This window comes from Streptomyces tauricus, assembly GCF_014650955.1.
GTDB classification, from domain to species: Bacteria; Actinomycetota; Actinomycetes; order Streptomycetales; family Streptomycetaceae; genus Streptomyces; species Streptomyces tauricus.
On record NZ_BMVY01000003.1, the window covers coordinates 1 to 23,762 of the forward strand.

The following is a 23,762-nucleotide window of genomic DNA, read 5'->3' on the forward strand; positions in this document are numbered from 1 at the left end:
CGCCCCGGGTCCGGCGCCCGGCCCGTACGCCGGCCCGCGCCGCCCCGCTCCAAGGCGCCGCGCGTCATCCGGCTCGGCAGCCCCCGCCCGCGGCTGCGCCTGGTCAGCCTCGCCCTGGCCCTCGTACTGACCGCCTTCGTCGTGCGGCTTCTGCAGGTGCAGGCGGTCGACGCGAGCGAGTACACCGCCAAGGCCGAGAAGAACCGGTACCTCAGCCGTACGCTGGCCGCCGCGCGCGGCGGGATCACCGACCGCAACGGCGTCGACCTGGCGATCAGCGTGGACGCGAACGACATCACCGCCGACCCCACGCTCTTCACCCGCAAGGCGACGAAGACCGGTGACGCCCCCGAGCAGGCCGCAGCCCTGCTCGGCCCGATCCTCGGCAAGGACACCGACGAACTCGCCGCCAAGCTCCGGACGAAGAACACCCGCTACGTCGTGCTCGCCCGCCGGCAGACCCCCCAGGTCTGGACGCAGATCAAGGACCTCAAGAGCACTCTCGCCGAGAAGGCAGGCGAAGGCGGTCCCGCGAACATCCTGGCGGGCGTCCTCCAGGAACCCAGCAGCAAGCGGGTCTACCCGAACGGGGAGCTCGGAGCCGGGATACTGGGCTGGGTCAACGCCGACGGCAAGGGCGGCGGCGGCATCGAACAGCAGCTCAACGGGGACCTGTCCGGCAAGGACGGCGAGATCCGCTACGCCCAGTCCGGCGGACGGCAGGTACCGACCGCGGGTTCCACCGAGAAGCCCGCGGTGGCCGGCTCCGAGGTGGAGCTGACGATCGACCGCGACATCCAGTGGGCCGCGCAGCACGCCATCGCCGAGCAGGTCGAGAAGTCCAAGGCGGACCGCGGGTACGTCATAGTGCAGGACAACCGGACCGGCGAGATCCTCGCGATGGCCAACTCGCCCGGCTTCGACCCGAACGACCTGTCCAAGGCCGACGGGGGAGCCCTGCACAACTGGGGCCTGGAGGACGCCTACGAGCCCGGCTCCACCGCCAAGGTGATGTCGATGGCCGCCGTCCTGGAGGAGGGCGTCGCCACACCCGCCACGCACGTCACCGTGCCCAACCGGCTGCACCGCGGCGACCGCCTCTTCAAGGACGACATCGACCACCCGACCTGGTACCTGACGCTCAACGGCGTCCTCGCCAAGTCCAGCAACATCGGCACCATCCTGGCGACCGGGCAGCTCGGCAAGACCCAGCGGGAGGCCAACCAGGTCCTCCACTCGTACCTGCGCAAGTTCGGCATCGGCGGATACACCGGCCTGGACTTCCCCGGCGAGACGAAGGGCATCCTCGCCCCCGCCGACCAGTGGTCGACCTCCCAGCAGTACACGATCCCTTTCGGCCAGGGCGTGTCCGTCAACGCGATGCAGGCGGCCTCCGTCTACTCGACGATCGCCAACGGCGGCGTACGCGTGGAACCGACCCTCGTCCGCGGCACCAAGGGAGCCGACGGACAGTTCACCCCGGCGGCCGAGCCCAAGAGGACAAGGGTCGTCAGCGAGAAGACCGCGAAGACCCTGGCGCACATGCTGGAGTCCGTCGTGGACGACGAGGAGGGCACCGGCACCAAGGCCCGTATCCCCGGCTACCGCGTGGCGGGCAAGACCGGCACGGCCAACCGTGTGGATCCGGCCACCGGCCGCTACCGCGGCTACACCTCGTCCTTCGCGGGGTTCGCGCCCGCCGACAACCCCCGCGTCACCGTGTACTGCGCCATCCAGAACGCCACCAAGGGCAGCTACTTCGGCGGCCAGATCTGCGGGCCCGTCTACAAGGAGGTCCTGGAATTCGCACTGAAGACCCTCCAGGTACCGCCCACCGGGGACACCACCGACAGACTCCCCGTCACCTTCACGCCCTGACCGAATCCACGCCCTGACCGACGCCGCGGACGCCTTCGACGGCATCCCTCGGCACCGACCGGAACACCCCGTGCACCGCCCGGAACACCGACCAGGAACAAGCTCGTGACAACGATCACTCCCGACCCCGGCAACGACGGCTCGCCGCCCGTCCCGCCACGCCCCTCGCTTCGCTCCGGCGGGGGTGTGCCCGGTACGCTCACCGCCGTGCCACACGCTGATCAGTCCCAAACCACCCAGAAGGGCGTCCCTGTGACATATCCGGGGCCGCCGCGACCGGTTCAGAACCCCGCCACACCCCTCGCGGAGCTCGCCGGTCAGCTGGGTGCGGACCACCCACAGAGCGCCGCGGGCGCCGTCGGGGTCACGGGCATCACCCATGACTCCCGCGCCGTCCGCCCGGGCGACGTCTACGCCGCGCTGCCCGGTGCCCGGATGCACGGCGCCGACTTCGTGACGCAGGCCGCCGGCCTCGGCGCCGTCGCCGTGCTGACCGACCCGACCGGAGCCGACCGCGCCCGGGCCACCGGCCTGCCGGTCCTCGTCGTGGACGACCCGCGCGGGTCGATGGGCGAACTGGCCGCCTCGATCTACGGCCATCCGGGCCCCGACCTGCTGCAGATCGGCATCACCGGCACGTCCGGCAAGACCACCACGGCGTACCTCGTCGAAGGCGGCCTCAAGGGCGTCCGCAGTACCGGGCTGATCGGCACCGTGGAGATGCGCATCGGCGACGAGCGCATCAAGTCGGAACGCACCACCCCCGAGGCCACCGACCTCCAGGCGCTGTTCGCGGTCATGCGCGAGCGCGGCGTCGAGGCGGTCGTCATGGAGGTCTCCAGCCACGCCCTGGTCCTCGGCCGGGTCGACGGCTGCGTCTTCGACATCGCGGTCTTCAACAACCTCAGCCCGGAACACATGGAGTTCCACTCCGGCATGGAGGACTACTTCCAGGCCAAGGCGCAGCTGTTCACGCCGCAGCGCAGCAGGCTCGGCGTGGTCAACCTCGACGACGAATACGGCCGCAGGCTCGTCAAGGAGGCCGGCGTCCCCGTGGTGACGTTCTCCGCGGAAGGGCACCCCGACGCCGACTGGCGCGCCGAGGACGTCCGGGTCGGCCCGATGGACTCGGTCTTCGTCGCGGTCGGCCCCAAGGGTGAGCGGATCACCGCCAGGTCACCGCTCGCGGGCACCTTCAACGTGGCCAACACGCTCGCCGCGATCGTCGCCCTCGCCACCGCCGGGATCGACCCGCAGACCGCCGCCGACGGCATCGCCGCCGTACCGGGCGTGCCCGGCCGCCTGGAGCGCGTGGACGCCGGACAGCCCTACCTGGCGGTCGTCGACTACGCGCACAAGACGGACGCCGTCGAATCCGTCCTGAAGGCCCTGCGCAAGGTCACCGAGGGCAAACTGCACATCGTCCTCGGCTGCGGCGGCGACCGGGACAAGACCAAGCGGATGCCGATGGGCGCCGCCGCGGTCCGGCTCTCCGACACCGCCACACTGACCTCGGACAACCCCCGCGGCGAGGACCCCCTCGCCATCCTCGCCACGATGCTCGCGGGCGCCGCCGAGGTGCCGGCGCACGAGCGCGGAGAGGTCCAGGTCTTCGAGGACCGGGCCGCCGCGATCGAAGCGGCCGTCGCCCGCGCACAGCCCGGCGACACCGTGCTGATCGCGGGCAAGGGCCACGAACAGGGCCAGGACATCGCCGGGGTGATCCGTCCCTTCGACGACCGCCAGGTGCTCCGCGCAGCTATCCAGAAGACCCAGGGATGAACTTGTGATCGCCCTCTCACTCGCCGAGATCGCCTCAGTCGTCGGCGGGCAGACCCACGACATACCGGATGCGTCGGTCCAGGTCACCGGACAAGTCGTCAGGGACTCCAGGGAAGTGGAGCCCGGCAGTCTCTTCGTCGCCTTCGTGGGCGAGCGCGTGGACGGCCACGACTTCGCCGCGGACGTCGTGGCGGCGGGCGCGGTGGCCGTCCTGGCCTCCCGGCCCGTCGGAGTGCCCGCGATCGTCGTGGACGACGTCCTGCTCGCGCTGGGCGCCCTCGCACGCCACGTCGTGGCGCGGCTCGGCGCGACCCTCGTGGCCCTCACCGGCTCGGCCGGCAAGACCAGCACCAAGGACCTGATCGCCCAGGTGCTCCGCACCAAGGCGCCGACGGTCTTCACGCCCGGCTCCCTCAACAACGAGATCGGGCTGCCGCTCACCGCGCTCAGCGCCACCGAGGAGACCCGTTTCCTCGTCCTGGAGATGGGCGCCCGCGGGATCGGCCACATCCGCTACCTCGCGGATCTGACGCCCCCGAAGATCGGCCTCGTCCTCAACGTCGGCACCGCCCACATCGGCGAGTTCGGCGGCCGCGAGCAGATCGCCCAGGCCAAGGGCGAGCTGGTGGAGTGTCTCCCGGAGGACGGAACAGCCGTCCTGAACGCCGACGACCCCCTCGTACGGGCCATGGCCTCGCGGACGAAAGCACGCGTGCTCCTCTTCGGAGAGTCCGACGAAGCGGACGTACGGGCCGAGAACGTGCGGCTCACCGGGAACGGACAGCCCTCGTTCAGCCTTCACACACCCACCGGGTGCAGCGAAGTGACCATGCGCCTGTACGGTGAGCACCACGTGTCGAACGCGCTCGCCGCCGCCGCCGTCGCCCATGAGCTGGGCATGTCCGCAGACGAGATCGCCACCGCGCTCTCCGAGGCGGGCTCCCTCTCCCGTTGGCGGATGGAGGTCACCGAGCGCCCGGACGGCGTGACGGTCGTCAACGACGCCTACAACGCGAACCCCGAGTCCATGCGAGCCGCCCTGCGGGCGCTCGCGGCCATGGGCAAGGGGCGGCGGACCTGGGCGGTGCTCGGTCAGATGGCCGAGCTCGGGGACGAGGCGCTCGCCGAGCACGACGCGGTCGGACGGCTCGCCGTCCGGCTCAACGTCAGCAAGCTCGTCGCGGTCGGGGGCAGGGAAGCGTCCTGGCTGCAACTGGGCGCATATAACGAGGGTTCGTGGGGTGAGGAGTCGGTGCACGTGTCCGACGCACAGTCGGCGGTCGACCTGTTGCGCAGTCAGCTGCGCCCGGGAGACGTCGTACTCGTGAAGGCGTCCCGGTCGGTCGGTCTCGAACGGGTCGCGCAGGCGCTCGTCGAGGGCACCGAGGGTGAGGTCGCCGTCCGATGATGAATCAGATCCTGTTCGCGGGAGTCATCGGTCTCTTCCTGACCCTGATCGGCACCCCGTTGCTGATCAAGCTGCTGGCCCGCAAGGGCTACGGCCAGTACATCCGCGACGACGGCCCGCGCGAGCACCACGCCAAGCGCGGTACGCCGACCATGGGTGGTATCGCCTTCATCCTGGCCACGCTGCTGGCGTACTTCCTCAGCAAGGTGATCACGGGGAAGCCGCCGACGTTCTCGGGACTGCTGGTGCTCGGCCTGATGACGGGCATGGGCGTGGTCGGCTTCCTGGACGACTACATCAAGATCGTCAAGCGGCGGTCGCTCGGTCTGCGGGCCAAGGCGAAGATGGCCGGCCAGCTGATCGTCGGCATCGCCTTCGCGGTCCTCGCACTGCAGTTCGCGGACAACCGCAACAACACCCCGGCCTCCACCAGGCTCTCCTTCGTGCAGGACTTCGGCTGGTCCATCGGCCCGGTGCTGTTCGTGGTCTGGGCGCTGTTCATGATCCTCGCGATGTCGAACGGCGTGAACCTGACGGACGGTCTGGACGGCCTGGCCACCGGCGCCGCGACCATGGTGTTCGGCGCCTACACGTTCATCGGCGTCTGGCAGTTCCAGGAGTCCTGCGCCAACGCGCAGACCCTCACCAACCCCGGCGCCTGCTACGAGGTACGAGATCCGCTGGACCTCGCGGTCGTCGCCGCGGCCCTGATGGGCTCCTGCTTCGGCTTCCTGTGGTGGAACACCTCGCCCGCCAAGATCTTCATGGGGGACACCGGTTCCCTGGCGCTCGGCGGCGCGCTGGCCGGTCTCGCGATCTGCTCGCGCACCGAGCTGCTGGTCGCCCTGCTCGGCGGCCTCTTCGTCCTCATCACCATGTCGGTCGTCATCCAGGTCGGCTCGTTCCGCCTCACCGGCAAACGCGTCTTCCGGATGGCACCGCTGCAGCACCACTTCGAACTCAAGGGGTGGTCCGAAGTCCTTGTGGTGGTCCGCTTCTGGATCATCCAGGGCATGTGCGTCATCGTCGGACTCGGCCTCTTCTACGCGGGATGGGCAGCCAAGAAGTGACCACCGCTTCCGCCTGGCAGGGCATGAACATCACCGTCGCCGGTCTCGGCGTGAGCGGCATCAGCGCCGCCCGCGCCCTGGCCGGCCTCGGCGCGTCCGTCACGGTCGTCGACGGCGGCGACTCCCCGGCGCACCGGGAGCGGGCCGTCCCCCTCGAACAGCAGGGCATCGCGGTCCGCCTCGCGGACGCCGACACCCTGCCCGAGGGCACCGACCTGGTGGTCACCTCGCCGGGCTGGAAGCCGAGCAGCCCCCTCTTCCAGGCCGCCGCGAAGGCGGGCGTGGACGTCGTGGGCGACGTCGAGATCGCCTGGCGGCTGCGCGGCCACGACGGCCGCAGGGCCGCGCCCTGGCTGGCCGTCACCGGCACCAACGGCAAGACCACCACCACCAGGATGCTCGCCTCGATCCTGGCCGCCGCGGGCCTGCGTACGGCCGCGGTGGGCAACATCGGCACGCCGATCGTCGACGTGGTGCTGGGCGACGACGAGGCGTACGCCGATCTCGACGTGCTCGCCGTGGAACTGTCCAGCTACCAGCTGCACTGGGCGCCCTCCCTGCGCGCCCACTCCGCGGCCGTCCTCAACCTCGCCCCCGACCACCTCGACTGGCACGGCTCCATGGAGGCGTACGCCGCCGACAAGGGCCGCGTCTACGAGGGCAACCAGGTGGCCTGCGTCTACAACGTGGCCGACAGGGCGACCGAGGACCTGGTGCGCGCGGCGGACGTCGAGGAGGGCTGCCGGGCCGTCGGCTTCACGCTCGGCACGCCCGGTCCCTCCCAACTCGGCGTCGTGGACGGCATCCTGGTCGACCGCGCCTTCGTCGAGGACCGGCACAAGCAGGCCCAGGAACTCGCTGAGGTCGCGGACGTCGATCCGCCCGCCCCGCACAACATCGCCAACGCCCTCGCGGCGGCGGCCCTGGCCCGCGCCTTCGGAGTGCCCCCCAAGGCCGTCAGGGACGGTCTGAGGGCCTTCCGTCCCGACGCCCACCGCATCGAGCACGTGGCCGATGTGGACGGCGTCGCCTACGTGGACGACTCCAAGGCCACCAACACCCATGCCGCGGAAGCCTCGTTGGCGGCGTACGAGTCGATCGTGTGGATCGCGGGCGGCCTCGCCAAGGGCGCGACCTTCGACGAACTCGTCGTCCGGTCGGCGAAGCGGCTGCGGGGCGTCGTGCTCTTCGGCGCGGACCGGGCCCTCATCCGGGAAGCCCTCGCGCGACACGCGCCGGAAGTACCGGTGGTCGACCTCGACCGGACCGACACTGGTGCGATGCCCGCGGCGGTCCAGGAGGCGGCACGACTCGCCCGCGCCGGCGACACGGTGCTCATGGCACCGGCCTGCGCTTCCATGGACATGTTCGCCAACTACAACCAGCGCGGTGACATGTTCGCGGAAGCGGTCCGCGAACTCGGCGCCGCGGGCGCCTGACGGCAGGCCCCTGGGCCGGCCCGGGCGCCCGGGATCCTTGGGAGCGACACGTGACGCCATCGTGGTCGGTGGACCGACAGCCCTCTGCCGGTGGCCTCGCGCCGTGCGGCCCCGGGCCCGTGTGCCCTCCCGCCCCGAGAGGAGCCCGTCGTGCCCACTAGCCGTACAGGGCGTCCTCCCGTCCAGCGGGCCCCCCGGAGGCCCCCGGCCCCCCGGCCCCCGCGGGACAACCCCGTGGCCCGCCTCTACGGCCGCGCACGCCGTGCCTGGGACCGGCCGCTGACCGCGTACTACCTGATCCTCGGCGGCAGCCTGCTGATCACCGTGCTCGGTCTGGTGATGGTGTACTCCGCCTCCCAGATCACCGCGCTCCAGCTGTCGCTGCCGGGAAGCTACTTCTTCCGCAAGCAGTTCCTCGCGGCCGTGCTCGGCGGCCTGCTGATGCTGGCCGCCTCCCGGATGCCGTCCAAGCTCCACCGGGCACTCGCGTACCCGATACTGCTGGGCTCGGTCTTCCTGATGATCCTCGTCCAGGTGCCGGGGATAGGGGTCGCGGTCAACGGCAACCAGAACTGGATCTCCGTCGGCGGCCCCTTCCAGCTCCAGCCCAGCGAGTTCGGCAAGCTCGCCCTCGTCCTGTGGGGGGCCGACCTGCTCGCCCGCAAGCAGGACAAGCGGCTGCTGACCCAGTGGAAGCACATGCTGGTGCCGCTCGTGCCGGTCGCCTTCATGCTGCTCGGGCTGATCATGCTCGGCGGCGACATGGGCACGGCGATCATCCTCACCGCGATCCTCTTCGGCCTGCTGTGGCTCGCGGGAGCGCCGACCCGGCTCTTCGGCGGCGTCCTCGCCATCGCGCTGACCCTCGGCGTGATCCTCATCAGGACCAGCCCCAACCGCATGGCCCGCCTCGCCTGTCTCGGCGCCACCGAACCGGGTCCCGGCGACTCCTGCTGGCAGGCCGTGCACGGCATCTACGCCCTCGCCTCCGGCGGCCTGTTCGGCTCCGGCCTCGGGGCGAGTGTGGAGAAATGGGGTCAACTCCCCGAGGCCCACACGGACTTCATCTTCGCCATCACAGGTGAGGAACTCGGTCTGGCGGGCACTCTGTCGGTACTCGCACTCTTCGCGGCTCTAGGCTATGCGGGTATCCGCGTGGCCGGACGCACGGAGGACCCCTTCGTGAGGTACGCCGCGGGTGGCGTGACCACCTGGATCACGGCTCAGGCCGTGATCAACATCGGTGCGGTGCTCGGTCTGCTGCCGATCGCCGGAGTCCCGCTCCCGCTGTTCTCCTACGGGGGTTCCGCCCTGTTGCCGACCATGTTCGCCATCGGGCTCCTGATCGCCTTCGCGCGTGAGGATCCCGCTGCGCGGACGGCGCTCGCGATGCGGCAACCCCGCTTTGGCAGAAAGCGGGCTGCGGTGAGAGGCTCCGCTGTCCGGGGGCCTCGGAAGTGGAACACGATGCGACGGCGTGCCTCGGCGCGTTCGTCCGGAGAGCGGTGAATTTCGGTGCATGTCGTACTCGCCGGTGGGGGGACCGCCGGCCACATCGAGCCCGCGCTCGCCCTCGCGGACGCCCTGCGCAGGCAGGACCCGACCGTGGGAATCACGGCCCTGGGCACGGAGCGCGGACTTGAGACCCGACTCGTACCAGAACGGGGCTACGAACTCGGGCTGATCCCCGCGGTACCGCTGCCGCGCAAGCCCACCCCCGAGCTGATCACCGTCCCCGGACGGCTGCGCGGCACGATCAAGGCGGCCGAGCAGATCCTGGAACGCACCAAGGCGGACGCGGTCGTCGGCTTCGGCGGCTACGTCGCCCTGCCCGGCTATCTCGCGGCCAAGCGCCTCGGCGTGCCGATCGTCGTCCACGAGGCCAACGCCCGGCCCGGACTCGCCAACAAGATCGGCTCCCGGTACGCGGCCCAGGTCGCCGTCTCCACCCCGGACAGCAAACTGCGCAACGCCCGCTACATCGGCATCCCGCTGCGCCGCTCCATCGCCACCCTCGACCGGGCCGCCGTGCGCCCCGAGGCCCGCGCCGCGTTCGGGCTCGACCCCTCCCTGCCGACGCTGCTGGTCTCCGGCGGCTCGCAGGGCGCCCGCCGCCTGAACCAGGTGATCGAGCAGACCGCCCCGTACCTCCAGCAGGCCGGTATCCAGATCCTGCACGCGGTCGGCCCGAAGAACGAACTGCCGCAGGTCCACCAGATGCCGGGGATGCCCCCGTACATCCCGGTACCGTACGTGGACCGGATGGACCTCGCGTACGCCGCGGCCGACATGATGCTCTGCCGTGCGGGCGCGATGACCGTCGCCGAACTCTCCGCCGTCGGGCTCCCGGCCGTCTACGTCCCGCTGCCCATCGGCAACGGCGAACAGCGGCTGAACGCCCAGCCGGTGGTCAAGGCCGGCGGCGGACTGCTGGTCGACGACGCGGAACTGACGCCGCAGTGGATCCAGGGCAATGTCCTGCCCGTGCTCGCCGATCCGCACCGGCTGTTCGAGATGTCCCGCGCGGCCTCCGAGTTCGGCCGCAGGGACGCCGACGACCTGCTCGTCGGGATGGTGTACGAGGCGATCGCGTCACGCCGCTAGCGCGTGGCAGAAGGCAGGGGAGCGTGGCCGGACCGACCACCGCCGAACGCGGCGCACGGCAAGACCGGCAGGATCCGGCCTCCGGCCCGCCCCGGCCGCCGCTCCTCGAAAGGCTGAAGAGGCTGCCGAAGCCTCGAACGCTCATTGTTGTGATGGTCTGTCTGGCCCTGCTCGCCGCGAGCGGGGCCTGGATCCTCTACGGCTCGCAGTGGACGCGCGTGGAGCGGGTATCGGCCACCGGGACCCGGGTCCTGACGGCCGCACAGGTCGTCGAGGCGGCCGACGTCCCGGTCGGATCACCGTTGATTTCAGTCGACACCGCTGTGATTGAGGCAAGACTGCTCCGGAAATTGCCCCGAATTGACTCGGTTGACGTCGTCCGCTCCTGGCCCCATGGAATCGGGCTGAAAGTAACTGAGCGTAGGCCGGTCCTGATTGTCGAAAAGGGCGGAAAGTTCGTCGAAGTGGACGCCAAGGGTGTGCGATATGCCACGGTTTCGCGTGCCCCGCAGGGCGTACCCGTACTGGAATTGACGGTGTCCCACACCGCGGGTCTGCGCCGCTTCGGCACCGACCGGCTGGTGCGCGAGGCGGTGCTCGTGGCCCGTTCCCTTCCGGCCGCGGTCGCCCGCGCCACCCAGGTCGTCAAGGTCCGTTCGTACGACTCCGTCACGCTGGAGTTGAGCGGGGACCGCACCGTCGACTGGGGCAGTGGTGAGAAGGGCCGCGCCAAGGCGCATACGCTCATCGCTCTCATGAAAGCCGCTCCAGGGGCGGGACACTTCGACGTAAGTGTTCCCACCGCCCCTGCGTCATCAGGGAGTTGACGCACATCTGCGCAGGCCAGCACCCTGGTTGGGCAGCGACATGGCTGATCACATAGGGTGAAAAGAAAAACGGGAGGTTCGGCGTGTTCGTTGAACGTGCGCCACTTGTCGACTTAGTGTCCTGTTCGGAAGAGTCCAAGGAACAGACACACTGGTAACCCTAAACTTCAGCGTTAGGGTTCGGGTCGGCGTTCGGACCGTCCCATTCGGCATCAGTCGTCGGATCGCGACCGTGCGAGGCGACGACACGTAACTCGAGGCGAGAGGCCTTCGACGTGGCAGCACCGCAGAACTACCTCGCAGTCATCAAAGTCATCGGTGTCGGCGGCGGTGGTGTCAATGCCATCAACCGGATGATCGAGGTCGGTCTCAAGGGTGTCGAGTTCATCGCCATCAACACGGACGCCCAGGCGCTGTTGATGAGCGACGCCGACGTCAAGCTCGACGTCGGCCGCGAACTCACCCGCGGACTCGGCGCCGGAGCCAACCCGGCCGTCGGCCGCAAGGCCGCGGAGGATCACCGCGAGGAGATCGAGGAGGTCCTCAAGGGGGCCGACATGGTCTTCGTGACGGCCGGCGAGGGCGGCGGCACCGGTACCGGCGGCGCGCCGGTGGTGGCCAACATCGCCCGCTCGCTCGGCGCGCTCACCATCGGCGTGGTGACCCGCCCCTTCACCTTCGAGGGCCGGCGCCGCGCCAACCAGGCCGAGGACGGCATCGCGGAACTCCGCGAAGAGGTCGACACCCTCATCGTCATCCCGAACGACCGGCTGCTGTCCATCTCGGACCGCCAGGTCTCGGTCCTCGACGCGTTCAAGTCGGCGGACCAGGTCCTGCTCTCCGGTGTTCAGGGCATCACCGACCTCATCACCACACCCGGTCTGATCAACCTCGACTTCGCCGACGTCAAGTCCGTGATGTCCGAGGCCGGTTCGGCCCTCATGGGCATCGGCTCGGCCCGCGGCGACGACCGCGCGGTGGCGGCCGCCGAGATGGCGATCTCCTCGCCGCTCCTGGAAGCCTCCATCGACGGCGCACGGGGCGTCCTGCTCTCCATCTCCGGCGGCTCCGACCTCGGCCTGTTCGAGATCAACGAGGCCGCCCAGCTGGTGAGCGAGGCCGCGCACCCCGAGGCCAACATCATCTTCGGCGCGGTCATCGACGACGCGCTCGGCGACGAGGTACGGGTCACCGTCATCGCCGCCGGGTTCGACGGCGGGCAGCCCCCGTCCAAGCGGGACACCGTGCTCGGCTCGTCCTCGGCCAAGCGCGACGAGCCCGCACCGGCCCGGGCGGGCGACAGCCGGCCGTCCTTCGGTTCGCTCGGCAGCGTCACGCCCAAGGAGGCGCCGGAGCCCGCTCCGGAGCCCGCGAGCAGCGAACTGCCGCCCGTCTCCCCGCCGGTCCCGTCCTCGCGGACCTACTCCGACAGCGCGGCGGAGGAGCTGGACGTGCCGGACTTCCTCAAGTGATAGGACGGCGCTCCTCGGTGAGCACCGTGAGCGGCGCGCACTTCGCCTTCACCGACAGGTGGGGCGGGGTGAGCGCCGTTCCGTACGAAGAGCTCAATCTCGGCGGGGCGGTCGGCGACGACCCGGAGTCCGTACGGACCAACCGTGAACTGGCGGCCAAGTCGCTCGGTCTCGACCCGGCGCGGGTCGTCTGGATGAACCAGGTCCACGGACCCGACGTGGCCGTGGTCGACGAGCCCTGGGGCGAGCGCCCGGTGCCGGAGGTCGACGCCGTCGTCACCGCTCGCCGTGACCTCGCCCTCGCCGTGCTCACCGCGGACTGCACCCCCGTGCTGCTCGCGGACCCCGTCGCCGGGGTCGTGGCCGCCGCCCACGCGGGACGGCCGGGCATGGTCGCCGGGGTCGTACCCGCCGCGGTCGGGGCCATGGCGGAACTCGGCGCCGAACCGGCGCGGATCGTCGCCCGCACCGGCCCCGCCGTCTGCGGACGGTGCTACGAGGTGCCGGACGCGATGCGGGCCGAGGTCGCGGCCGTCGAGCCCGCGGCGTACGCCGAGACCAGTTGGGGCACGCCGGCGGTCGATGTGACCGCGGGGGTGCACGCGCAGCTGGAACGGCTCGGGGTGCGCGACCGGGAGCAGTCGCCGGTCTGCACGATCGAGTCGGACGATCATTTCTCGTACCGTCGGGACGGCCTCACCGGCCGCCTCGCGGGCTATGTGTGGCTGGACTGATCGGGTATGACGGACCGCAGGACCGAACTCGCCGGGAATCTGGCGCACGTGGAGGAGCGGATCGCCGCCGCCTGTGCGTCGGCCGGGCGCAAGCGTGAAGAGGTGACCCTGATCGTGGTCACCAAGACCTACCCCGCCGAGGATGTGCGGATCCTGTCGGAACTCGGTGTGCGGCACGTCGCCGAGAACCGTGACCAGGACGCGGCGCCCAAGGCCGCGGCCTGTTCCGATCTGCCCCTGTCCTGGCACTTCGTGGGCCAGTTGCAGACCAACAAAGTGCGTTCCGTGGTCGGTTACGCCGATGTCGTGCAGTCGGTCGACCGGGCCAGGCTCGTCACCGCCCTGTCCAAGGAAGCGGTGCGGACGGAGCGCGAGGTGGGCTGTCTCATCCAGGTTGCGCTCGACGCGGAGCAGTCCGCGACGGGAAAGGGTGGACTGGGGGAGCGCGGTGGTGTAGGGGTCGACGGCGTCGAGGAGTTGGGCGAACTCGTCGCCCGGTCCCCGGGTCTGAGGCTCGCCGGACTGATGACCGTCGCTCCGCTCACCGGCCCGTACGCGGGGCGTGAACAGGCGGCGTTCGAGCGCCTGATGGATTTGTCGACTGACCTGCGCCGGGCTCATCCGGCTGCCACGATGGTCTCGGCAGGGATGAGTGCGGACCTCGAACACGCGGTGACGGCCGGAGCGACACATGTACGCGTCGGCACTGCGGTACTCGGCGTCCGCCCCAGGCTCGGGTAACGTCGCCAAGAAGTCGGACCACAGCAGAAAATATGGTCATTACCGCCGCTGGCGGGCAGACGACCTCGTGGATCGCGGGCACTTGGCAACAGTCAGCCGATCCACCACAGAGCGGAGGACTCAGAGCATGGCCGGCGCGATGCGCAAGATGGCGGTCTACCTCGGCCTCGTGGAGGACGATGGGTACGACGGCAGGGGCTTCGACCCCGATGACGACTTCGAGCCCGAGCTTGATCCTGAGCCCGAGCGGGACCGCCGACGGCACGAGCCGTCGCATCAGTCGCACCAGCCACACCAGTCCCAAAGGGACGAACCGGTACGAGTGGTGCATCCACCGGTGCAGCGCGAGCCCGTGCCCCATTCCGCTTCGCTGGGCGCGGAATCCGGCCGCCCGGCCCGCATCGCCCCCGTGGCGTCCATCACACAAGAACGTCAAAGCCTGGAGAAGAACGCACCGGTGATCATGCCCAAGGTCGTGTCGGAACGAGAGCCGTACAGGATCACCACGCTGCACCCCCGGACCTACAACGAGGCCCGTACCATCGGGGAACACTTCCGTGAGGGCACCCCGGTGATCATGAATCTGACCGAGATGGATGACACGGACGCCAAGCGACTTGTCGACTTTGCGGCTGGTTTGGTGTTTGGTCTCCACGGGAGCATCGAGCGGGTGACGCAGAAGGTGTTCCTGTTGTCGCCTGCTAACGTCGATGTCACGGCGGAGGACAAGGCTCGCATCGCAGAGGGCGGGTTCTTCAACCAGAGCTGAGACGCAGGACCGGAGCAGCAGGGAAACAGGGGAGAGGGACGCACGGAATCATGAGCGTGGTCGGGCAGGTTCTCTACGTCGTGCTGATGTGTTTCCTCATCGTGCTGATCTTCCGGTTGGTCATGGACTACGTGTTCCAGTTCGCCCGCTCATGGCAACCCGGCAAGGCGATGGTGGTCGTTCTTGAGGCGACCTACACTGTCACTGATCCACCGCTCAAGCTTCTGCGGCGGTTCATTCCGCCGCTACGTCTCGGGGGCGTGGCGCTCGACCTGTCCTTCTTCGTACTGATGATCATCGTCTACATCCTGATCTCCGTTGTGAGCCGGCTGTGAACGATACGGTCTTGCCGAACGCCGACGATGCCGACGACTACGTTGAGGTGAAGAGATGCCGTTGACCCCCGAGGACGTGCGGAACAAGCAGTTCACGACCGTCCGCCTCCGAGAAGGCTATGACGAGGACGAGGTCGATGCCTTCCTCGATGAGGTCGAAGCCGAACTGACCCGCCTGCTCCGCGAGAACGAGGACCTGCGCGCCAAGCTGGCCGCCGCCACACGCGCCGCCGCGCAGAACCAGCAACAGGGCATGCGCAAGCCTCCCGAACAGCAGGATCAGCAGCAACAGCAGGGTCCGCCGCAGGGCATGCGAGGCGGTCCCGGCGCTCCCGTGCCCGCCGGCATATCGGGCCCGCCGCAGCAGCAGATGGGCGGCCCCATGGGCGGCCCGCCCCAGCTGCCGAGCGGCGCCCCGCAGCTTCCCGCCGGCCCCAGCTCCCAGGGCCAGCAGGGTCCCGGTCAGATGGGCCAGGGCCCCATGGGTCAGGGTCCGATGGGCCAGGGCCCCATGGGTCAGGGCGGAATGGGCCAGGGCGGTATGGGACAGGGTCCCGGCCCCATGCAGGGACAGATGCAGCAGCAGATGCCCCAGCAGATGGGCGGCCCGATGGGCGGTCCCATGGGTGGTCCGATGGGCGGGCACGGCCCGCAGATGGGACAGCCCGGTCAGGGCCCCGGTGGCGACAGCGCCGCCCGGGTGCTCTCGCTGGCGCAGCAGACCGCCGACCAGGCGATCGCCGAGGCCCGTTCCGAGGCCAACAAGATCGTCGGTGAGGCCCGCAGCCGCGCCGAGGGTCTGGAGCGCGACGCCCGTGCCAAGGCCGACGCCCTGGAGCGGGACGCGCAGGAGAAGCACCGCGTCGCGATGGGCTCCCTGGAGTCCGCCCGCGCCACGCTGGAGCGCAAGGTCGAGGACCTGCGGGGCTTCGAGCGCGAGTACCGTACGCGTCTGAAGTCCTACCTGGAGTCGCAGCTGCGTCAGCTGGAGACCCAGGCCGACGACTCGCTGGCTCCGCCGCGTACCCCGGCGACCGCCTCGCTTCCGTCGTCGCCCAGCCCGTCCATGGCTCCGGCCGGGGCGAGCGCGCCGTCCTACGGTGGCAACCCGATGGGTGGGCCCGGTCCCGGTGCCCCGTCCTACGGCGGCCAGCAGCAGATGTCGCCGGCCATGACGCAGCCGATGGCGCCGGTTCGGCCGCAGGGGCCCTCGCCCATGCAGCAGGCGCCTTCGCCGATGCGTGGGTTTCTGATCGACGAGGACGACAACTGACGGCCTCCGGTACGCCTTAGGCGTCGGCAGCGTTCAGGGCGGAGCCCCCGGTTATCCGGGGGCTCCGCCCGTTTTCGTCGCCACTTTCGTGTCTGCGAGGCGGGACGAGTAAGGCCCCGGTCCACCAAGTTTCTGGTGGGCCGGGGCCTTTTCGGTGCGCTGGGCTGGGGCTCGGGTCACGCGGCGTCGGTGGCGGCCTGCGCTTGCAGGGTGCCGCTGCGCCCACCCGTGCCGCCCCTAGCGGCACGGATGCCCGCAGCTGGGAGGGGCTAGGAGTGCTTGCGGAGGTGGAATGTCAGGGACAGCGGGTCGTCCGTGAAGGCGGGGCCGTAGGTGTCGTCCGGCTCGCCCTGGGCGAAGTCTGTTGCCAGGACCTCGTCGGCGATCAGGGTGGAGTGTTCCGTGAGGGCCGCGATGACCTTCGGGTCCGTGGACGTCCAGCGCAGGGCGATCCGGTCGGCCACGTCGAGGCCGCTGTTCTTGCGGGCCTCCTGGATCAGGCGGATGGCGTCCCGCGCCAGGCCCGCCTGGCGCAGCTCCTCCGTCAGCTCCAGGTCGAGCGCGACCGTGGCACCGGAGTCCGAGGCGACGGACCAGCCCTCGCGCGGGGTCTCTGTGATGATGACCTCATCCGGGGCGAGCGTGACGGTCTCGCCGTCGACCTCCACCGACGCCGTACCTTCGCGCAGGGCCAGCGACAGCGCTGCCGCGTCCGCCTCGGCGACGGCCTTCGCCACCGCCTGGACGCCCTTGCCGAACCGCTTGCCCAGCGCGCGGAAGTTCGCCTTGGCCGTCGTGTCCACCAGTGAACCACCGACCTCGGACAGTGACGCGAGCGAGCTCACGTTCAGCTCCTCGGTGATCTGCGCGTGCAGCTCACGGTCCAGGGAGCCGAAACCGGTCGCCGCGACCAGAGCGCGGGACAGCGGCTGGCGGGTCTTCACACCCGACTCCGCGCGCGTGGCACGGCCCAGCTCCACGAGACGGCGTACGAGCACCATCTGCTTCGACAGCTCCGGGTCGATGGCGGACAGGTCCGCCTCCGGCCAGGTCGACAGGTGCACGGACTCCGGGGCGTCGGCGGACACCGGCACCACGAGGTCCTGCCAGACCCGCTCGGTGATGAACGGGGTCAGCGGCGCCATCAGTCGCGTGACCGTCTCGACGACCTCGTGCAGGGTGCGCAGCGCCGCCTTGTCGCCCTGCCAGAAGCGGCGGCGGGAGCGGCGTACGTACCAGTTCGACAGGTCGTCGACGAAGGCCGAGAGCAGCTTGCCGGCGCGCTGGGTGTCGTACGACTCCAGAGCCTGCGTCACCTGGTCGGTGAGTGCGTGGAGTTCGGACAGGAGCCAGCGGTCGAGGACCGGGCGGTCCGCCGGGGCCGGGTCGGCCTCGCTGGGCGCCCAGCCCGCCGTGCGCGCGTACAGGGCCTGGAAGGCGACCGTGTTCCAGTACGTGAGGAGCGTCTTGCGGACGACCTCCTGGATGGTGCCGTGGCCGACGCGGCGGGCCGCCCAGGGAGAGCCGCCGGCTGCCATGAACCACCGCACGGCGTCGGCGCCGTGCTGGTCCATCAGCGGGATCGGCTGCAGGATGTTGCCCAGGTGCTTGGACATCTTGCGGCCGTCCTCGGCGAGGATGTGGCCGAGGCAGACCACGTTCTCGTACGACGACTTGTCGAAGACCAGCGTGCCGACCGCCATCAGCGTGTAGAACCAGCCGCGGGTCTGGTCGATGGCCTCCGAGATGAACTGCGCCGGGTAGCGGCTCTCGAACAGCTCCTTGTTCTTGTACGGGTAGCCCCACTGCGCGAACGGCATCGAACCCGAGTCGTACCAGGCGTCGATGACCTCCGGCACGCGCGTGGCCGTCTTCTCGCAGCTCGGGCAGGCGAAGGTGACCTCGTCGATGAACGGGCGGTGCGGGTCCAGCTCCGACTGGTCGGTGCCCGTCAGCTCGGTGAGCTCCGCGCGGGAGCCCACGACGGTGAGGTGGTCGTCCTCACAGCGCCAGATCGGCAGCGGGGTGCCCCAGTAGCGGTTGCGGGACAGCGCCCAGTCGATGTTGTTGTTCAGCCAGTCCCCGTAGCGGCCGTTCTTGACCGAGTCCGGGAACCAGTTGGTCTTCTCGTTCTCCTGGAGGAGCCGGTCCTTGACCGCCGTGGTGCGGATGTACCAGGACGGCTGCGCGTAGTAGAGGAGCGCGGTGTGGCAGCGCCAGCAGTGCGGGTAACTGTGCTCGTACGGGATGTGCTTGAAGAGCAGACCGCGGTCCTGGAGGTCTTCCGTGAGCTTTTCGTCGGCCTTCTTGAAGAAGACACCGCCCACGAGGGGGACGTCCTCCTCGAAGGTGCCGTCCGGGCGCACGGGGTTGACCACCGGCAGTCCGTACTCACGGCACACCTTGAGGTCGTCCTCACCGAAGGCGGGGGACTGGTGGACCAGACCCGTACCGTCCTCGGTCGTCACGTACTCCGCGTTGACCACGTAGTGGGCGGGCTCGTCCTTCGGGAACTCGACGAGCTCGAAGGGGCGCTGGTACGTCCAGCGCTCCATCTCGGCGCCCGTGAACGACTGGCCGGTGGTCTCCCAGCCCTCGCCGAGGGACTTCCCGACGAGCGGCTCGGCGACGACGAGCTTCTCCCGGCCGTCCGTCGCGACCACGTACGTCACGTCGGGGTGCGCGGCGACCGCCGTGTTGGACACCAGGGTCCACGGGGTCGTCGTCCACACCAGCAGCGCGGCCTCGCCCGCGAGCGGACCGGAGGTGAGCGGGAAACGGACGAACACCGAAGGGTCGACGACCGTCTCGTAGCCCTGCGCCAGCTCGTGGTCGGACAGGCCCGTGCCGCAGCGCGGGCACCAGGGGGCGACGCGGTGGTCCTGGGTCAGCAGACCCTTGTTGAAGATCTCCTTGAGCGACCACCAGACGGATTCGATGTACTCCGGGTCCATCGTCCGGTACGGGTCGTTCAGGTCGGCCCAGTAGCCCATGCGGGTCGTGAGCTCTTCGAACGCGTCGGTGTGGCGGGTCACGGACTCACGGCACTTGGCGTTGAACTCGGCGATGCCGTACGCCTCGATGTCCTTCTTGCCGTTGAAGCCCAGTTCCTTCTCGACCGCCAGCTCCACCGGGAGGCCGTGGCAGTCCCAGCCGGCCTTGCGGCCCACGTGGTAGCCGCGCATGGTGCGGAAGCGCGGGAAGACGTCCTTGAAGACGCGGGCCTCGATGTGGTGGGCGCCCGGCATGCCGTTGGCCGTGGGCGGGCCTTCGTAGAACACCCACTCGGGGCGGCCCTCGGACTGCTCCAGGGTCTTGGCGAAGATCTTCTGCTCGCTCCAGAAGTCGAGCACGGCGTGCTCGAGAGCGGGCAGGTCGACCTGGGCCGGCACCTGGCGGTACTGCGGCTGTGTACTCGGCTGCGTATCCAACGAACTTCCTCCGGCGGACTTCTGCCTTCCGTCCGGAGGGACGAGAGCTGTGTTGTCACCTACGCCGTGTGCGGCGCGCTCCCGCGGTACCACCCTCCTTGGCCCTCCGGCGCTTTCCGCACGCCGGTGAGCCCCCTCATTGGGGTCGCGATACCGGTTCTACCGGCCGCTGCGGGCTCGCTGCGGCTTTCTTCCGGCGGCTCCGGGGTGATCTTCGCGTCGCGCTCGCCCCCGGGCTCACACCGTCCCCGGGTCGCTCCTGGCCGCTTACGCCGCTACTCGTCCCCATCCACGCTTCTCGCTGCGCCCAGTGTACGGCGCCGCGCCGACAGCGGCCGACCGGTTTTACAGGGCCCTCGGAGGACGGGCGCCGCCGTCTTGAGGAGGGGGTCACTGACCCGAATGCCGAGGCGCCGGTGTTCGCATCCTGGGACGGTCGGCGCGGCGGATTACCCGGCGGGGAGCTGGGCACAACGCTTGCAGACTCGCTGTGCGGTACGCGCGGGGCGGGCGGATCGGGCGGCGTGCCCCGTTGCCGCGGGACTCAAGTCGATTTATCGTCCCAGCACGATTCGCGTGCAAGGTCACAATATGTGAAGGGGCCGCGGCCATGGTGGCGAAAAAGACCGCCGTACAGCAGTCGGCGTCCGGCAGATCCATGGGGGCGGCCGGTGACCCCGGGGCGGCTTCCGCAGAGACGGTGCCCACGAAAACGGCCTCTACGAAGAAGGCCTCCACGAAGAAGGCACCTACGAAGAAGGCTCGTACGACAACGGTCGCCGCGAGGACGGCTTCGGCCGGGACGGTCGACGCGAAGACGGCTTCCGGCCGGACGGCATCCTCCGAGAGGACGGCGGCGTCCAAGGAGATGGCGGCTTCCGCGAAGAAGGCCGTCGGCGGGGCGGCGCCCGCGAAGACAGCCGGTACGCGGCCCGTCTCCGCGAAGGCCGGGAAGGCGGCAGGGAAGGCGGCCGACAAGTCCGCCGCGCCGGTGAAGCGAGCGCCCCGGAAGGCGACCGCCGCGAAGGGCGCACGCACGGCCAGGAAGGCGGTCGCTTCCGCGGCCGACGGAGCAGCGGCACAGGCCGCCGAGACGACGGGAGCCACGACGGTGGTTGCGAAGAAGACCTCTGGCACGGCCGCGGCGGCGGACAAGCCCACCGCGGTTCCCAAGGCGCGGGTCGCCGCGGCGGAACCCGGCGAGCTCGCGGTACGCCCCGGCGAGGACCCGTGGACGCCGGAGGAGGCCGCTGAGGCGCGCGAGGAACTGCTCTCCGAGGCCCTGCGGCTGCGGGCCGAGATCACGCACTCCGAGGAGTCCCTGGCGGGGCTGATGCGCGACTCCGGGGACGGCGCGGGCGACGACCAAGCGGACACCGGCACCAAGAACATCACGCGCGAGAGCGAGATGGCCCTCGCGGCCAACGCGCGGGAGATGCTGGAGCAGACCGAGCGCGCCCTGGAGCGCCTGGACGCGGGTACGTACGGGCTCTGTGAGAACTGCGGCAACGCCATCGGGAAGGCCCGTATGCAGGCCTTCCCGCGGGCCACGCTGTGCGTCGAGTGCAAGCAGAAGCAGGAGCGCCGCTACTGACGGCCCGCTGACCGGACACCGATCCGCCCGGTGTGCCACTGGGCACCTGGCCGCGGCGGACCGTGCCGTACCCTCGTGCTCAGTCAGGCACCTAGGTCGAGGGACTTACTCACGTGGCAGAGGCGGAGCGCATCATCGGTACGCCGGATACCCCGGGCGCGGCGGGAGCCCAGCCGGAGCAGCCCGACGGGAGCGCCGGACCCGAGCCGGAGCGGTCCGACCGGAGTGCGACCCCCCAGGGGGCCTCGGACGAGGCGGCTGGGACGGCTGGCGCGTCCTCGGTGTCCGAGGCGCCTGAGGCCTCGGGTGAGGCCGCGGCGGCTCCCAGGGGCCGGCGCCGGATCGCCGTGCTCTTCACCGTCGCCGCCCTGGCGTACGCGCTGGACCTGATCAGCAAGCTGATCGTGGTCGCCAAGCTGGAGCACCACGAGCCGATCGAGATCATCGGGGACTGGCTCAAGTTCGAGGCGATCCGCAACGCCGGCGCGGCCTTCGGCTTCGGCGAGGCCTTCACGATCATCTTCACGGTGATCGCCGCCGCCGTGATCGTGGTGATCGCCCGGCTCGCCCGCAAGCTCTACAGCCTGCCCTGGGCGATCGCGCTCGGTCTGCTGCTCGGCGGCGCCCTCGGCAACCTCACCGACCGGATCTTCCGTGCGCCGGGGGTCCTGGAGGGCGCGGTCGTCGACTTCATCGCACCCAAGCACTTCGCGGTCTTCAACCTCGCGGACTCCGCGATCGTCTGCGGCGGCATCCTCATCGTGCTGCTGTCCTTCCGGGGCCTGGACCCGGACGGCACCGTCCACAAGGACTGAGCGGGCGGGGGAGCACCGGGTGCGCGGGCTGCCGTAAGCCGGTGTCTCACCCGTCCGGCATACTCGACGAGTGAGCACCGTTCCCGATATCCGTACCCTGCCCGTGCCCGACGGCCTGGAGGGCGAGCGTGTAGACGCCGCCATCTCCCGCATGTTCGGCTTCTCCCGTACGAAGGCCGCCGAGCTCGCCGCGGCGGGGAAGGTCACGGTCGACGGCTCGGTGGTCGGGAAGTCCGAGAGGGTGCACGGCGGCGCCTGGATGGAAGTCGAGATGCCACAGGCCGCCCCGCCCGTGCAGATCGTCGCCGAACCCGTCGAGGGCATGGAGATCGTGCACGACGACGACGACGTGGTCGTGATCGTCAAGCCGGTCGGGGTCGCCGCGCACCCCAGCCCCGGCTGGTCGGGCCCCACCGTGATCGGCGGCCTCGCCGCCGCCGGGTACCGGATCTCCACCTCGGGCGCCGCCGAGCGCCAGGGCATCGTGCACCGCCTCGACGTGGGCACGTCCGGCCTGATGGTGGTGGCCAAGTCGGAGTACGCGTACACGTCGCTCAAGCGCCAGTTCAAGGAGCGCACGGTCGACAAGCGCTACCACGCGCTCGTCCAGGGCCACCCCGACCCGACCAGCGGCACCATCGACGCGCCCATCGGCCGGCACCCGAACCACGACTACAAGTGGGCGGTCACCGCCGAGGGCAAGCCCTCCGTGACCCACTACGACCTGATCGAGGCGTTCCGCGCGGCCTCGCTGCTCGACATCAAGCTGGAGACCGGGCGCACCCACCAGATCCGCGTCCACATGTCGGCCCACCGGCACCCCTGCGTCGGCGACCTGACGTACGGGGCCGACCCGACGCTTTCCAAGCGGCTCGGGCTGACCCGGCAGTGGCTGCAGGCGGTACGGCTCGGATTCGAGCACCCCGGGGACGGGCAGTGGGTCGAGTTCGAGGCCGGCTACGCCGACGACCTGCAGCAGGCGCTGGACCGCGTCCGGGAGGAAAGCAACGCATGAGCCCGTCGTCGAGTTCGGCGCCCTATGTGGTGCGGGTCGCCGACGATCTCACCGACCGCGAGGCCTGCTTCGCGGTGCGCAAGGAGGTCTTCGTCGTCGAGCAGCAGGTTCCTGAGGAACTGGAGTACGACGCGTACGACGCCGGTGCCGTGCATGTGCTCGCCGTGGGCGAGGACGGGCGGCCGCTCGGCGCGGGGCGGCTGCTGCACGGTGAGGCGGCGGCCGGCAGGACCGGCGGGGAGCCCGGTGTCGGCGCCCTGGGGCGGCTCGCCGTCGTGAAGGCCGCACGGGGGCTCGGCGTCGGGATCGCGCTCGTGCGGGGCATCGAGGACGCGGCACGCGCGCGCGGGCTGACGGCGGTGGATCTGCACGCGCAGACGCACGCGGTGGGGTTCTACGAGCGACTGGGGTATGTGGCCTACGGGCCCGAGTTTCCTGACGCGGGGATTCCGCATCGGGCCATGCGGCGCGTTCTTTAGGTGCTCGGGGGAGGGCTCGGGGCGTTCTTCGGGTGCGGGCCCGTTGGGGTGCTGGTCGCGCAGTTCCCCGCGCCCCTGAAAGACTGCGCCGTTCCC

General features: G+C 70.2%; 19 protein-coding genes. 18 read left to right on the forward strand and 1 reads right to left on the reverse strand.

Annotated elements, in window-relative coordinates:
* From IE278_RS07100 to IE278_RS07165, 14 genes are all read left to right on the forward strand, one after another.
* Positions 1 to 1,878 (forward strand): peptidoglycan D,D-transpeptidase FtsI family protein (locus tag IE278_RS07100; RefSeq protein WP_246570112.1); only part of this gene is annotated, 1,878 nt, incomplete at its 5' end.
* A gap of 105 nt (positions 1,879 to 1,983) precedes the next feature.
* Positions 1,984 to 3,660, forward strand: a complete 1,677-nt coding sequence (locus tag IE278_RS07105) for a UDP-N-acetylmuramoyl-L-alanyl-D-glutamate--2,6-diaminopimelate ligase (RefSeq protein WP_189769912.1) — start codon at positions 1,984 to 1,986, stop codon at positions 3,658 to 3,660.
* Positions 3,661 to 3,664: 4 nt separating this feature from the next.
* Positions 3,665 to 5,068, forward strand: coding sequence for a UDP-N-acetylmuramoyl-tripeptide--D-alanyl-D-alanine ligase (locus IE278_RS07110; protein ID WP_189769914.1), 1,404 nt, complete (start codon positions 3,665 to 3,667; stop codon positions 5,066 to 5,068).
* A complete protein-coding gene (mraY, locus tag IE278_RS07115) occupies positions 5,065 to 6,138 on the forward strand; it encodes a phospho-N-acetylmuramoyl-pentapeptide-transferase (protein ID WP_189769916.1) in 1,074 nt (357 codons plus the stop codon). Before IE278_RS07110 ends, mraY begins: the two co-directional genes overlap by 4 nt.
* The gene (gene murD, locus IE278_RS07120) at positions 6,120 to 7,577 is read left to right on the forward strand and encodes a UDP-N-acetylmuramoyl-L-alanine--D-glutamate ligase (protein ID WP_189769918.1); all 1,458 of its coding nucleotides are present in this window, start codon (positions 6,120 to 6,122) and stop codon (positions 7,575 to 7,577) included. Before mraY ends, murD begins: the two co-directional genes overlap by 19 nt.
* A gap of 150 nt (positions 7,578 to 7,727) precedes the next feature.
* On the forward strand, positions 7,728 to 9,086 hold the full coding sequence (gene ftsW, locus IE278_RS07125) for a putative lipid II flippase FtsW (protein ID WP_189769920.1): 1,359 nt from the start codon (positions 7,728 to 7,730) through the stop codon (positions 9,084 to 9,086).
* A gap of 6 nt (positions 9,087 to 9,092) precedes the next feature.
* Positions 9,093 to 10,181 carry an undecaprenyldiphospho-muramoylpentapeptide beta-N-acetylglucosaminyltransferase gene (gene murG, locus IE278_RS07130; protein ID WP_189769922.1) on the forward strand — a complete coding sequence of 363 codons (1,089 nt, stop codon included), beginning with the start codon at positions 9,093 to 9,095 and terminating at the stop codon, positions 10,179 to 10,181.
* A gap of 23 nt (positions 10,182 to 10,204) precedes the next feature.
* Entirely contained in the window at positions 10,205 to 11,008 is an 804-nt protein-coding gene (locus IE278_RS07135) for a cell division protein FtsQ/DivIB (protein ID WP_189769924.1), read from the forward strand.
* Between the two features lie 275 nt (positions 11,009 to 11,283).
* A complete protein-coding gene (gene ftsZ, locus IE278_RS07140; protein ID WP_189769926.1) occupies positions 11,284 to 12,480 on the forward strand; it encodes a cell division protein FtsZ in 1,197 nt (398 codons plus the stop codon).
* Between the two features lie 26 nt (positions 12,481 to 12,506).
* Entirely contained in the window at positions 12,507 to 13,214 is a 708-nt protein-coding gene (gene pgeF / locus IE278_RS07145) for a peptidoglycan editing factor PgeF (protein WP_373311946.1), read from the forward strand.
* Between the two features lie 6 nt (positions 13,215 to 13,220).
* The gene (locus IE278_RS07150) at positions 13,221 to 13,955 is read left to right on the forward strand and encodes a YggS family pyridoxal phosphate-dependent enzyme (RefSeq protein ID WP_189769930.1); all 735 of its coding nucleotides are present in this window, start codon (positions 13,221 to 13,223) and stop codon (positions 13,953 to 13,955) included.
* A 127-nt stretch (positions 13,956 to 14,082) separates the two neighbouring features.
* Positions 14,083 to 14,724, forward strand: a complete 642-nt coding sequence (locus IE278_RS07155) for a cell division protein SepF (protein ID WP_189769932.1) — start codon at positions 14,083 to 14,085, stop codon at positions 14,722 to 14,724.
* Between the two features lie 50 nt (positions 14,725 to 14,774).
* Positions 14,775 to 15,059: a YggT family protein gene (locus tag IE278_RS07160; RefSeq protein ID WP_107017493.1), complete on the forward strand. Its 285-nt coding sequence runs from the start codon at positions 14,775 to 14,777 to the stop codon at positions 15,057 to 15,059.
* A gap of 55 nt (positions 15,060 to 15,114) precedes the next feature.
* Positions 15,115 to 16,332, forward strand: coding sequence for a DivIVA domain-containing protein (locus tag IE278_RS07165; protein ID WP_189769934.1), 1,218 nt, complete (start codon positions 15,115 to 15,117; stop codon positions 16,330 to 16,332).
* A 269-nt stretch (positions 16,333 to 16,601) separates the two neighbouring features.
* Here the strand turns inward: IE278_RS07165 and ileS are convergent, their stop codons facing one another.
* A complete protein-coding gene (gene ileS / locus IE278_RS07170; RefSeq protein ID WP_189769936.1) occupies positions 16,602 to 19,763 on the reverse strand; it encodes an isoleucine--tRNA ligase in 3,162 nt (1,053 codons plus the stop codon).
* A gap of 610 nt (positions 19,764 to 20,373) precedes the next feature.
* Here ileS and IE278_RS07175 point away from each other — a divergent pair.
* From IE278_RS07175 to IE278_RS07190, 4 genes are all read left to right on the forward strand, one after another.
* Positions 20,374 to 21,357, forward strand: a complete 984-nt coding sequence (locus IE278_RS07175) for a TraR/DksA family transcriptional regulator (protein WP_189769938.1) — start codon at positions 20,374 to 20,376, stop codon at positions 21,355 to 21,357.
* Positions 21,358 to 21,470: 113 nt separating this feature from the next.
* Positions 21,471 to 22,172, forward strand: a complete 702-nt coding sequence (gene lspA, locus IE278_RS07180) for a signal peptidase II (protein ID WP_189769940.1) — start codon at positions 21,471 to 21,473, stop codon at positions 22,170 to 22,172.
* A 70-nt stretch (positions 22,173 to 22,242) separates the two neighbouring features.
* A complete protein-coding gene (locus IE278_RS07185) occupies positions 22,243 to 23,187 on the forward strand; it encodes an RluA family pseudouridine synthase (protein WP_107017498.1) in 945 nt (314 codons plus the stop codon).
* Positions 23,184 to 23,666 carry a GNAT family N-acetyltransferase gene (locus IE278_RS07190; RefSeq protein ID WP_189769942.1) on the forward strand — a complete coding sequence of 161 codons (483 nt, stop codon included), beginning with the start codon at positions 23,184 to 23,186 and terminating at the stop codon, positions 23,664 to 23,666. The genes IE278_RS07185 and IE278_RS07190 overlap by 4 nt, the downstream gene beginning before the upstream one ends.
* Positions 23,667 to 23,762 lie beyond the last annotated feature (96 nt).